The following is a 12633-nucleotide window of genomic DNA, read 5'->3' as shown; positions in this document are numbered from 1 at the left end:
TCTTGACGACTGGAAGATAACGACGGGATGATTTGAACATTACAAATCTGCAATGAAGTATCTGAGGACGCTCCGTACTTGCCCGGCTTCTAACTCAAGGCATGAGGGTGAGCTGTTGGCGGGCAAAAAAAAGCCCTCTTTTCAGAGGGCTAATTGTTTATTCAGGATAGAAAAGTGCAGTTAAAGAACCGAAGGTCTCTTTTCCACCACCCTGAAACCGCGTTTTAGAACAGAACACGGCTACGAATGGTGCCTTTGATGTGCTGCAGTTTCTCTTGCGCCAGATCGGAGTACTCGGCGTCGACGTCGATGACCACGTAGCCGACTTTCTCGTTGGTCTGCAGGAACTGACCGGAGATGTTGATACCGTTTTCGGCGAAGACCTTGTTGATCTCCATCAGCACGCCCGGGATGTTCTCGTGGATGTGCAGCAGGCGGTGCTTGCCAGGGTGAGCCGGCAGGGCCACTTCCGGGAAGTTGACGGAAGAAACCGACGTACCGTTGTCGCTGTACTTGACCAGTTTCTCTGCCACTTCCAGCCCGATGTTGGCCTGGGCTTCAGCGGTCGAGCCGCCGATGTGCGGGGTCAGGATCACGTTGTCCAGGCCGCGCAGCGGGCTTTCGAACACGTCGTCGTTGGAGCGTGGCTCAACCGGGAACACGTCGATGGCCGCGCCGATCAGGTGCTGATCCTTGATCGCGTCAGCCAGTGCGTCGAGTTCGACCACCGTGCCGCGCGCCGCGTTGATCAGGATGGCGCCCTTCTTCATCGTGCGAATTTCTTTCTCGCCGATCATCCACTGGGTTTCGTTGGTTTCCGGAACGTGCAGGGTGACGATGTCGGACATGCCTAGCAGCTCGTTCAGGCTCGATACCTGAGTGGCGTTGCCCAGCGGCAGCTTGGTCAGGGTGTCGTAGAAGTACACCTGCATGCCCAGGCCTTCAGCCAGGACCGACAACTGAGTGCCGATCGAGCCGTAGCCGACGATGCCGAGCTTCTTGCCACGAATCTCGAACGAGTTGGCCGCGCTCTTGATCCAGCCACCACGGTGGCAGGAAGCGTTCTTCTCCGGGATACCGCGCAGCAGCAGGATGGCCTCGGCCAGCACCAGCTCCGCCACCGAACGGGTGTTGGAGTAGGGGGCGTTGAACACAGCGATGCCGCGTTCGCGGGCTGCGTTCAGGTCAACCTGGTTGGTACCGATGCAGAAGCAGCCGACCGCGACCAGTTTCTTGGCGCTGTCGAACAGTTCTTCAGTCAGTTGGGTGCGGGAACGAATACCGATGAAATGAGCGTCGGCAATCTTTTCCTTCAGTTCGGCTTCCGGCAGAGACTTGGTGTGGTACTCAATGCTGGTGTAACCGGCGGCCTTGAGGACGTCGACCGCGGACTGGTGGACGCCTTCGAGAAGAAGGAACTTGATCTTGCTCTTGTCGAGGGAAGTCTTGCTCATCTGCGTAAACCTGTGTCCCGGAGAGAATGGCAGTAAGTGAAGCGCGCGCAAATCGGCCGAAAGCTCGATTGGCGGGGGGCGTATGCTAGCATATGCACCCCGCGAAACACCCCATTCCTGGACGTGAGCCGTTCTCAGGATGACCATGAATTGTTCGAGAGTTCTGTTGATGACCCATCCTGCGCTGATAGATGAGCTGAAGACCCTGGTTGAGCCCGGCAAGGTCCTGACCGACGCCGATTCCCTCGAAGCCTACGGCAAGGACTGGACCAAACATTTCGCCCCGGCGCCCACCGCCATCGTCTTTCCCAAGACCACCGAACAGGTGCAGGCCATCGTCCGCTGGGCCAACGAACGCAAGGTGGCGCTGGTCCCGTCGGGCGGCCGCACCGGATTGTCCGCCGCCGCTGTTGCCGCCAACGGTGAGGTGGTCGTCAACTTCGATTACATGAATCAGGTGCTCGAACTTAACCTGACGGATCGCACTGCCATCTGCCAGCCAGGCGTGGTCACCAAACAGCTGCAGAATCTCGCGGAAGAAAACGGCCTGTATTACCCGGTGGACTTCGCGTCGTCAGGCTCGAGCAATATCGGCGGCAACATCGGCACCAACGCCGGCGGAATCAAGGTGATCCGCTACGGCATGACCCGCAACTGGGTCGCGGGCCTCAAGGTGGTCACCGGCAAGGGCGACCTGCTCGAACTGAACAAAGACCTCATCAAAAACGCCACCGGCTACGACATGCGTCAGCTGTTCATTGGCGCCGAAGGCACGCTGGGGTTCGTGGTCGAGGCGACGATGCGACTGGACCGCGCGCCGAAAAACCTCACCGCGATGGTGCTCGGTACCACCGATTTCAACGCCATCATGCCGGTGCTGCACGCGTTCCAGAGCAAGCTGGACCTGACCGCATTCGAGTTCTTCTCGGACAAGGCGCTGGCCAAGGTCATGGCGCGCGGTGACGTGCCGTCCCCGTTCGACACCGAATGCCCGTTTTACGCACTCCTGGAATTCGAAGCGACTACCGAAGAAGTGGCCAACCACGCGCTGGAAACCTTCGAGCACTGTGTCGAGCAGGGCTGGGTGCTGGATGGCGTGATGAGCCAGAGCGAACAGCAACTGCAGAACCTGTGGAAACTGCGCGAATACATTTCTGAAACTATTTCCCACTTCACGCCGTACAAGAACGACATCTCGGTCACCGTTTCGAAGGTCCCGGCGTTCCTTGCTGAAGTGGACGCAATCGTTGGTCAGCACTACCCGGATTTCGAAATCGTCTGGTTCGGTCACATCGGCGACGGCAACCTGCACCTGAACATCCTCAAGCCGGAAAACCTGAGCAATGACGAGTTCTTTGCCAAGTGCGCAACGGTGAACAAGTGGGTGTTCGAAATCGTGCAGAATTACAACGGCTCGATCTCCGCAGAACACGGCGTCGGCATGACCAAGCGTGATTACCTGCACTACAGCCGGTCGCCGGTGGAAATCGAATACATGAAAGCCGTTAAGGCGGTGTTCGACCCGAACGGCATCATGAACCCCGGCAAAATTTTCGCGGTGTAAGCGGTTCCCCATTACAACAAGTTCTCAGGAGCGCTCATGAGCTATCAGCACAAGTACGTCGACGGCACCAAGGTTCACTTTCCACTCGGTAAAGTTGTCTGCATCGGCCGCAACTACGCCGAGCACGCCAAGGAGCTGGACAACCCGGTCCCCACTGAACCGCTGCTGTTCATCAAGCCGGGCAGCTGCGTGGTCGGGATCGAGGGTGGCTTCAGCATTCCTCAGGACCGGGGTTCGGTGCACTACGAAGCCGAAATCGTCGTGCTGATCGGCAAGCCGCTGAGCAAGAGCCCGAGCCGCGAAGAAGTCCTCGACGCGATCTCCGGCTTCGCGCCGGGCCTGGACCTGACGCTGCGCGACGTGCAGTCGAAGCTGAAAGAGAAAGGCCTGCCGTGGGAAATCGCCAAGTCCTTCGACGGCGCGGCGGTCATTGCGCCGTTCGTATCCGCTGACGCCTACCCCGATCTGACTGACATCGCCATCCGCCTGACCATCAACGGCGAAGTCCGCCAGGACGGCAACAGCAGCCACATGCTCAACCCGATCGTGCCGATGATCCAGCACATGGCCTCGCAGTTCTCGCTGCAGGCCGGCGACCTGATCATGACCGGCACGCCCGCTGGTGTGGGGCCTTTCAACGTGGGCGATGAGATTGTGCTCGAGCTGACAGGCCAGAGCCGCTTCGAAAGCGACGTACGCTGATGTGACCCGGTAAGAACATTCAGGCCGCCCCTAAGAAGGTGGCCTTTTTCTTGTGTGAAAGCCTGACCGGTTTGCGCGGGTTGCCGTTTTTTTCACATGGGATCTGGATAATCCCCCGCCGACCGCAGCGCCTTGCCGCTGTGCCGATAGTTGCCTTTCAGGATTGCCTCGATGGTCGATAACGCCCCACCGCTGACACACCGCAAAAGCCGTCTGCGTTTCCGTTGGTGGTGGCTGCTCATCGCGGCGTTGGTGATCCTCGCCGGTCTGACCCTGGCCTGGCACTGGGACGATCGCGGCCTGTTATGGCTGCGCGAACGCAATGTCACGCCGGCCGAGCGCGCGGCGGGCATATGGCTGCCGGATTACAAGGTCGACATCGACGCCAAGCCGCTGGCCGGCATGGAAAAGGACGAGGCCTCGGACCTGTCCTACGACCCGGTGAGTAAGACCCTGTATTCGGTGATGGGCAAAAACCCCTTTCTTTCCGAGATCACCCTGACCGGGGACGTCATTCGCAAGATCCCGCTCCAGGGCTGGGGCAACCCCGAGGGCGTCGCCGTTCTGGGCAACGGGCTGATTGCCATCGTCGATGAGCGCCAGCACCTGATGACCATCGTTCACGTTACCCCTGAAACCAAAACCCTGAACATTGCCGACTTCCCCAAGTACGACCTCGGTCCGTCGAAGGATCAGAACAAAGCCTTCGAAGGCATCGCCTGGGACCCGCGGGATCAGCAGTTCCTGTTTGGCGAAGAGCGTCCGCCGGCGCTGTACAGCTGGAAGGCCGATGGCAGCAGCGAGGTGAAGGGCGAGAAGCGCAAGCTGATCAATGACAACCTGATCGTGCGCAATCTGTCGTCCCTGTACGCGGACCAGAAGACCGGGCATTTGCTGGTGCTGTCCGCCGAGTCGCATATGCTGCTGGAGCTGGACGGCAAGGGAAATCAGGTCAGCTTCATGACGCTGTTGCATGGGTTCAATGGCCTGAGCGAGACCATCCCGCGCGCCGAAGGGGTAGCGATGGACGAAAACGGCACCATTTACATGGTCAGCGAGCCCAACCTGTTTTACACCTTCAAGCGGCAGTAACGCCGGGCCGGTATCGGCCTGATCGTCTGCCCGCTCTCGCTTGAGCTCTGTAAGGCCGAAACGAGATGTCATATGGCTTTCAGTTTGGCTTCAGAATACGGTGCTATTAAAACCGCCCCACTGAAGTCGAGCCCCCTGCATGCGTCGTGTTTCCCCGTTCCAGAGCGTCGTGCTCACGTTACTTGTCCTGTTGCTGCTGACCGCGTCGTTTTTCGTGGCGCGCGAGTACCGGGTCATCGAGCGGCTCTGGTTCAACTGGTACGTGTTCTGGCAGTCCAGCGACGCCCAGGCGCTTGGTCTCGACGCTTACGAAGTCGAGATTGAAGCGCAGGCCATCGACGGCCTGAAGGCCAACGTCTCCGCCCTTAGCTTTGATCCGCAGCGCAAAACCCTGTTCACCGTCACCAACAAAGACCCTGAGCTGGTCGAGTTGAGCCTGGAAGGGCGGATTCTCAGGCGAATCCCCCTGACCGGATTCGGTGATGCCGAAGCGGTCGAGTACATCAGCCCCGGGATCTACGTCATCAGTGACGAGCACAGTCAGCGGCTGATCAAGGTTCACGTGGATGACGACACGACATTCCTCGACGCCGCCGATGCTGAGCAGCTGACGCTTGGCATCGACGCCGGCGGCAACAACGGTTTTGAGGGCCTGGCCTACGATAATCAGGGCCGTCGGCTGTTCGTCGCCAAAGAGCGGCGGCCGGTGCAGATCATCGAAGTGCGCGGCTTTCCTGACGCAGGAACCCATTCCCCGAATATCCTGGAAGTAACGTCCAGCAAGCAGCGGGATGCGGGCCTGTTCGTGCGCGACCTGTCTAGCCTGCAATTCGATGAGCGCAGCGGGCATCTGCTGGCGCTGTCGGATGAGTCGCGGCAGATTCTCGAACTGGACACGGAAGGCAAGCCGGTCGCCAACGTGTCACTGACCAAGGGCAGCATGGGCCTGAGCAAAAGCGTGCCCCAGGCCGAGGGCATCGCCATGGGGGACGACGGCACCTTGTACGTCGTGAGCGAGCCGAACCTGTTTTATGTGTTCAAGAAGCGCTGATCCGGCCGTATCTGGCGAGGATCGAGCGAGCGACGAATGACTTGTGGGAGCGAGCTTGCTCGCGAAGGGGTAGTACATCCGCTGAATTTTCAGCGGCTGCACTGCAGTCTTCGTGAGCAAGCTCACTCCCACAGTAACGAGCACGGCAGGGTTATCTCGGTGGTCGGGAAGTCCTCTTCAACCGGATCAACCTTGCCCCGCAACCTTTAGCGCTTGAGGGTTTTCACGCCTTCCTGAGTACCCAGTAGCAGCAGATCCGCCGGGCGCTCGGCGAACAGGCCGTTGGTGACGACGCCGACGATGTTGTTGATCTGCGCTTCCACTTCCGCCGGGTTGGTGATGTTCATGTTATGCACATCGAGGATGATGTTGCCGTTGTCCGTCAGCACGCCGTCGCGGTAGACCGGGTCGCCGCCCAGCTTCACCAGCTCGCGGGCCACGTGGCTGCGGGCCATCGGGATCACCTCGACAGGCAGGGGGAAGGCGCCCAGCACCGGCACCAGCTTGCTGGCGTCAGCGATGCAGATGAAGGTTTTGGCCACGGCGGCCACGATCTTCTCGCGGGTCAGGGCTGCGCCGCCGCCTTTGATCAGGTTCAGGTGCTCGTCGCTTTCATCGGCGCCGTCGACGTAAAACTCCAGATCGCTGACCGTGTTCAGCTCATACACCGGAATCCCGTGACCCTTGAGGCGTGCGGCCGTTGCGTCGGAGCTTGCGACTGCGCCGTCGAACGCACCTTTGTGCAGGGCCAGTGCGTCGATGAAGCAATTGGCGGTAGAGCCGGTGCCCACGCCCACGACACTTTTGTCGTCGAGTTTCGGAAGGATGAAATCGACGGCGGCCTGGGCAACGGCCTGTTTGAGTTGATCCTGGGTCATGCGAGGTGGGCTCCGGTTACAGGGAATAGCGATAGGTCCGAGGGCCGGCAGTATAACGACATGCCGTCGTCAAAGCCTGAGTCTTGATGTGGTCGTGCGCCGGGGCGAGGGGTAGACTTCCGGGTCTTGCCCCTTCGCCAGCGATTCTTCTCCGATGCTCGAGCACTACGTCAAAAAGATTCTCAACTCCCGCGTGTACGACGTTGCCGTGGAAACCCCGCTGCACGCCGCCCGCCAGCTGTCTCAACGCCTGGGCAATAACGTGCTGCTCAAGCGCGAAGACTTGCAGCCGGTGTACTCCTTCAAGATTCGCGGCGCGTACAACAAGCTGGCGCAGTTGAGTCCGGAGGAACTGGCGCGGGGCGTGGTGACGGCGTCGGCGGGCAATCATGCGCAGGGCCTGGCGCTGGCAGCAAAGACGCTGGGCGTGTCCGCCACCATCGTCATGCCCAAGACCACCCCGGAGATCAAGGTCAAAGGCGTGCGCTCCCGGGGCGGAAAAGTCGTACTTCATGGCGACTCGTTTCCCGAAGCGCTGGCGTATTCGCTGAAGCTGGTCGAGGAACACGGCTACGTCTACGTCCACCCGTATGACGACCCTGACACCATTGCCGGGCAAGGCACCGTGGCGATGGAAATCCTGCGTCAGCATCAGGGCCCGCTGGACGCGATCTTCGTCCCGGTGGGCGGCGGCGGGTTGATTGCCGGCATCGCCGCGTACGTGAAATACCTGCGCCCCGAAATCAAAGTGATCGGCGTCGAGCCGGACGATTCCAACTGCCTGCAACAGGCCATGGCCTACGGCGAGCGCGTGGTACTTCAGCAGGTCGGGCTGTTCGCCGATGGCGTGGCGGTGGCGCAGATTGGGCAGTACACCTTCGAGATCTGCAAGGATTACGTCGACGAAGTGATCACGGTCAGCACCGATGAAATCTGCGCGGCGATCAAGGACATCTACGACGACACCCGCTCGATCACCGAGCCTGCTGGCGCTCTGGGCGTGGCCGGGATCAAGAAGTACACCGAACAGTACGAAGTCACCGGGCAAACGTTCGTCGCCATCGACTCCGGCGCCAACGTCAACTTCGACCGCTTGCGCCATGTCGCCGAGCGCGCTGAGCTGGGCGAAGGCCGGGAGGCGATCATCGCCGTGACCATCCCGGAACAGCCGGGCAGTTTCAAAGCGTTCTGCGAGGCCATCGGCAAACGGCAGATCACCGAATTCAACTACCGCTACCACACCGACCGCGAGGCGCACATCTTCGTCGGCGTGCAGACCCATCCGGACACAGACCCTCGCAAAGCCCTGATCGCAAGCCTGACGGAGCAGGGTTTTCCTGTGCTCGACCTGACCGACAACGAACTGGCCAAGCTGCACCTGCGGCACATGGTCGGCGGGCATTCGGAGAGGGTCAGCGACGAAGTGGTGCTGCGTTTCGAATTCCCCGAGCGGCCGGGCGCGTTGTTCAACTTCCTGAACAAGCTGGGCGGGAAATGGAATATTTCGATGTTCCACTACCGCAACCATGGTGCGGCAGATGGGCGTGTGGTGGCCGGACTGGTGGTGCCGGAGGATGAACGGCATCTGGTGCCGCAGGCGCTGGCGGAGATTGGATATCCGTACTGGGATGAAACCAAGAACCCGGCGTACAAGCTGTTTTTGGGATAACGGCAGCGGCATGCGACAGGCTGCTACGCTTCAAACACCGCCGGACACAGGGACACGAACACCATGGAACACTTCGCTGCACTGAAAATCCTGCACGTCGTCAGTACGGTGCTGCTGTTCATCTGCGCGCTGGGGTTGATCGTGTGGATTGTGCGCGGCCGTCGGGCCGGCGATGCGACCGTGCAGAACCGCGCCATGCAACGACCGTGGGCATTTGCCTGGGTGCTGATGGGCGTGTGTTTACTGACCCTGCCGATCAGCGGCTGGTGGCTGGTGCACTACGTCGGCTGGCCGCTGGGGCAGACCTGGCTGCTGGCGGCGAGCGTGCTGTATCTCTTCGGTGCCTTGAGCTGGGCCTGGCTGGCGGTGCGGGTCAATCGTCTGCGCCGGCCAGTCATCGTGGGTAATTCCCGCTTCACCCTGGCGCTGGCCATCTTCAGCGTCGTCTGCTTCGTGGCGATTGCCGGTCTCATGGGCGCCAAACCGGTCTAAACCTCAGTCATCCAAACTGACGCCAACGTAGATGCCCCTGCCGACAAAGAACGGTGGGAGCGAGCTTGCTAGCGAAGGCTTTCAATCGCGCAGTGAAATCACCGGCCAGCCGCGACGGGTGGCCTCGGCGCGCAGCTTCTCATCAGGATCGACTGCGACCGGATTAGCCACCTGCTCCAGCAATGGCAAATCGTTCATCGAATCGCTGTAGAACCAGCTGTCATCGAGATTGAAGCCATTCTCTTCGATCCAGCGATTCAGGCGGGTCACTTTGCCCTCGCGGAAGCACGGCACGTCAGTGGTGCGCCCGGTGTAGCGGCCGTCGACGATCTCGCACTCGGTCGCCAGCAAGGTGTCGATGCCCAGCCGGGCCACGATCGGCGCGGTGACAAAACGGTTGGTCGCTGTGATTACCACCAGTTTGTCGCCAGCGTCCCGGTGCTTGGCGATGAGGGCCATGGCCTTTGGCAGAATCAGCGGCTCGATGCAGTCGCGCATGAATTCCCGGTGCCATTCGTCGAGCTGCGCTGTGTCGGTGCGCCCCAGAATCTCCAGGCTGAAATTCAGGTAGTCGGTCAGGTTCAGCGTGCCGGCCAGATAGTCCTGATAAAAAGCATCGTTGCGCGCCTTGTAGGCAGCGCCGTCGAGGATGCCCCGCTCGCACAGGTAATCGCCCCAGGCATGGTCGCTGTCGCCGCCGAGAAGGGTGTTGTCGAGGTCGAACAGGGCCAGACGCATAAGCTTTACTCGCTGAAATATCAGAAAAAAGAGCACAAGAATACGAGGTTTGCCCGAGAGATCGCATCTATTAATGCAGTTGTCACGATAAGCTGTCGCAGCCTCGTTGCTGCCTTCACGATCTTTGTGGAACAATGCGGCGACATGCGTTTGCGAGGTTGTAGCCGTGATCGACCCCGATGGTTTTCGCCCTAATGTCGGGATAATTCTGACAAATGATGCTGGCCAGGTCTTATGGGCTCGGCGCATCAATCAAGACGCCTGGCAGTTTCCGCAGGGGGGGATCAACCCTCAGGAGACCCCGGAAGACGCGCTTTACCGTGAATTGAATGAAGAAGTCGGGCTGGAACGGCATGATGTTGAAATTCTTGCCTGCACCCGGGGTTGGTTGCGCTATCGTCTGCCGCAACGATTGGTCCGTACCCACAGCCAGCCGCTGTGCATCGGCCAGAAGCAAAAATGGTTTCTCCTGCGCCTGATCTCCAACGAGCAGCGGGTGCGGATGGATTTGACCGGCAAACCGGAATTCGATGGCTGGCGTTGGGTCAGTTATTGGTACCCGTTGGGCCAGGTGGTGACATTCAAGCGCGAGGTATATCGCCGCGCACTCAAAGAGCTTGCCCCGCGCCTGTTGGCGCGCGACTGACACGGAGTTCGACCCCGAGCCATGCTCAATACGCTGCGCAAGATCGTCCAGGAAGTTAACTCCGCCAAGGATCTCAAGGCGGCGTTGGGCATTATTGTGTTACGCGTCAAAGAGGCCATGAGCAGCCAGGTCTGCTCAGTCTATCTGCTCGATCCTGAAGCGAACCGCTTCGTGCTGATGGCCACCGAAGGCCTGAACAAACGCTCGATCGGCAAAGTGAGCATGGCCCCGAACGAGGGCCTCGTGGGTCTGGTCGGTACGCGTGAAGAACCGCTGAACCTCGAAAATGCTGCCGATCACCCTCGTTATCGCTACTTTGCTGAGACCGGCGAAGAGCGTTACGCGTCGTTCCTCGGCGCGCCGATCATCCACCACCGCCGGGTTGTGGGCGTTCTGGTCATCCAGCAAAAGGAGCGCCGTCAGTTCGACGAGGGCGAAGAAGCCTTCCTGGTGACGATGAGCGCGCAACTCGCAGGCGTCATCGCCCACGCGGAAGCCACCGGCTCTATCCGCGGGCTGGGCCGTCAGGGCAAAGGCATTCAGGAAGCCCGATTCGTCGGCGTGCCAGGCTCGCCGGGTGCAGCCGTTGGTACCGCGCTGGTCATGTTGCCGCCGGCCGACCTCGAAGTCGTCCCCGACAAAACCGTCTCCGATATCACCGCTGAACTCAAGCTGTTTCAGACTGCGCTTGAAGGCGTGCGCAACGACATGCGTACCCTTTCGGCGAAGTTGGCGACGCAATTGCGCCCGGAAGAGCGCGCGTTGTTCGATGTGTATCTGATGATGCTCGACGATGCGTCGCTGGGCAGTGAAGTGACCAACGTCATCAAGACCGGCCAGTGGGCCCAGGGCGCGTTGCGCTCGGTGGTCAACGAGCACGTCAAACGCTTCGAACTGATGGATGACGCCTACTTGCGTGAGCGCGCATCGGACGTCAAAGACCTCGGTCGCCGCCTGCTCGCCTACCTTCAGGAAGCGCGTCAACAAACCCTGGTCTACCCCGACAACACCATTCTGGTCAGCGAAGAGCTGTCGCCCGCCATGCTTGGCGAGGTGCCGGAAGGCAAGTTGGTGGGGCTGATTTCGGTACTCGGCTCGGGTAACTCCCATGTCGCCATTCTGGCCCGGGCCATGGGCATTCCCACGGTCATGGGCGTGGTGGACCTGCCGTACTCGAAGGTCGACGGCATCCAGCTGATCGTCGACGGCTACCACGGCGAGGTATTCACCAACCCCTCCGAGATCCTGATCAAGCAGTATTCCGTCGTCGTCGAAGAGGAGCGACAGCTCTCTCAAGGCCTTGACGCGCTGCGTGAATTGCCCTGCGTGACCCTCGACGGCCACCGCATGCCGCTGTGGGTCAACACCGGTCTGCTGGCAGACGTGGCCCGCGCGCAGCAGCGTGGCGCGGAAGGCGTTGGCCTGTACCGCACCGAAGTGCCGTTCATGATTCAGCAGCGGTTCCCGAGCGAGAAGGAACAGCTCGCCATCTACCGTGAGCAACTGGCGGCATTCCACCCGCTGCCGGTGACAATGCGAACGCTGGACATCGGCGGCGACAAGTCGCTTTCGTACTTCCCGATCAAGGAAGACAACCCGTTCCTCGGCTGGCGTGGCATTCGCGTGACGCTCGACCACCCGGAAATCTTTCTGGTGCAGACCCGCGCCATGCTCAAGGCCAGCGAAGGCTTGAACAACCTGCGGATTCTGCTGCCGATGATTTCCGGCACCCACGAGACCGAAGAGGCGCTGCACCTGATCCACCGGGCGTGGGGCGAAGTGCGCGATGAAGGCACCGACGTGCCGATGCCGCCGGTGGGCGTGATGATCGAAGTCCCGGCGGCGGTCTATCAGACCCGAGAGCTGGCGCGTCAGGTGGATTTCCTGTCTGTCGGTTCCAACGACCTGACTCAGTATCTGCTGGCGGTCGACCGTAACAACCCGCGGGTGGCGGATTTGTACGACTATCTGCACCCGGCTGTGCTCCAGGCCTTGCAGAGCGTGGTGCGCGATGCCCACGCCGAAGGCAAGCCGGTGAGCATCTGCGGCGAAATGGCGGGTGATCCTGCGGCGGCGGTGCTGCTGATGGCGATGGGCTTCGACAGCCTGTCGATGAACGCCACCAACCTGCCGAAAGTGAAGTGGATGCTGCGTCAGATCAACCTGAGCATGGCCAAGGACCTGTTGGCCCAGCTGATGAAGAACGACAACCCGCAAGTGATCAGCAGCTCGTTGCAGCTGGCGCTGAGGAATCTGGGCCTGTCGCGGATGATCAATCCGGGGTCTGTGAAAGGGCATTGAGGGTCGGTTGGCTTAGCACCGCACTTTCCTGGTAGGACCGGCTTCA

Annotated in this window: 11 protein-coding genes; 8 read left to right on the top strand and 3 right to left on the bottom strand. The window is 60.5% G+C overall.

Going from position 1 to position 12633, the window contains the following annotated elements:
- Positions 1-224 precede the first annotated feature (224 nt).
- Positions 225-1454 carry a phosphoglycerate dehydrogenase gene (gene serA, locus QWI20_RS20190; protein ID WP_369306938.1) on the bottom strand — a complete coding sequence of 410 codons (1230 nt, stop codon included), beginning with the start codon at positions 1452-1454 and terminating at the stop codon, positions 225-227.
- Positions 1455-1623: 169 nt separating this feature from the next.
- Here serA and QWI20_RS20185 point away from each other — a divergent pair, with 169 nt between their 5' ends.
- From QWI20_RS20185 to QWI20_RS20170, 4 genes are all read left to right on the top strand, one after another.
- The gene (locus QWI20_RS20185; protein WP_369307004.1) at positions 1624-3018 is read left to right on the top strand and encodes an FAD-binding oxidoreductase; all 1395 of its coding nucleotides are present in this window, start codon (positions 1624-1626) and stop codon (positions 3016-3018) included.
- A gap of 36 nt (positions 3019-3054) precedes the next feature.
- Positions 3055-3720 carry a fumarylacetoacetate hydrolase family protein gene (locus tag QWI20_RS20180; protein WP_369306937.1) on the top strand — a complete coding sequence of 222 codons (666 nt, stop codon included), beginning with the start codon at positions 3055-3057 and terminating at the stop codon, positions 3718-3720.
- 171 nt (positions 3721-3891) lie between these two features.
- Positions 3892-4812 carry an SdiA-regulated domain-containing protein gene (locus tag QWI20_RS20175; RefSeq protein ID WP_369306936.1) on the top strand — a complete coding sequence of 307 codons (921 nt, stop codon included), beginning with the start codon at positions 3892-3894 and terminating at the stop codon, positions 4810-4812.
- A 139-nt stretch (positions 4813-4951) separates the two neighbouring features.
- The gene (locus QWI20_RS20170; protein WP_369306935.1) at positions 4952-5863 is read left to right on the top strand and encodes an SdiA-regulated domain-containing protein; all 912 of its coding nucleotides are present in this window, start codon (positions 4952-4954) and stop codon (positions 5861-5863) included.
- Between the two features lie 206 nt (positions 5864-6069).
- On the opposite strand, the gene rpiA is transcribed toward QWI20_RS20170, so the two are convergent.
- Positions 6070-6741 (bottom strand): ribose-5-phosphate isomerase RpiA, encoded by a 672-nt coding sequence (gene rpiA / locus QWI20_RS20165; protein ID WP_369306934.1) that lies wholly within the window; start codon positions 6739-6741, stop codon positions 6070-6072.
- A 154-nt stretch (positions 6742-6895) separates the two neighbouring features.
- Between rpiA and ilvA the strand changes: the two genes are divergently transcribed.
- Positions 6896-8410 (top strand): threonine ammonia-lyase, biosynthetic, encoded by a 1515-nt coding sequence (gene ilvA, locus QWI20_RS20160; protein WP_369306933.1) that lies wholly within the window; start codon positions 6896-6898, stop codon positions 8408-8410.
- Between the two features lie 63 nt (positions 8411-8473).
- Complete coding sequence (locus QWI20_RS20155) at positions 8474-8902, top strand: DUF2269 family protein (protein ID WP_369306931.1); 429 nt, start codon at positions 8474-8476, stop codon at positions 8900-8902.
- A gap of 81 nt (positions 8903-8983) precedes the next feature.
- On the opposite strand, the gene QWI20_RS20150 is transcribed toward QWI20_RS20155, so the two are convergent.
- The gene (locus tag QWI20_RS20150) at positions 8984-9640 is read right to left on the bottom strand and encodes an HAD family hydrolase (RefSeq protein WP_369306930.1); all 657 of its coding nucleotides are present in this window, start codon (positions 9638-9640) and stop codon (positions 8984-8986) included.
- Between the two features lie 166 nt (positions 9641-9806).
- Here QWI20_RS20150 and QWI20_RS20145 point away from each other — a divergent pair, with 166 nt between their 5' ends.
- A complete protein-coding gene (locus QWI20_RS20145; protein ID WP_062379340.1) occupies positions 9807-10286 on the top strand; it encodes an RNA pyrophosphohydrolase in 480 nt (159 codons plus the stop codon).
- Positions 10287-10307: 21 nt separating this feature from the next.
- Positions 10308-12587 carry a phosphoenolpyruvate--protein phosphotransferase gene (gene ptsP / locus QWI20_RS20140; protein ID WP_122533979.1) on the top strand — a complete coding sequence of 760 codons (2280 nt, stop codon included), beginning with the start codon at positions 10308-10310 and terminating at the stop codon, positions 12585-12587.
- The last annotated feature ends 46 nt before the right edge of the window (positions 12588-12633 follow it).

The organism is Pseudomonas sp. W2-17, assembly GCF_041060445.1.
Taxonomy (GTDB): Bacteria; Pseudomonadota; Gammaproteobacteria; order Pseudomonadales; family Pseudomonadaceae; genus Aquipseudomonas.
This window is presented reverse-complemented; position numbering and strand designations above follow the sequence as displayed.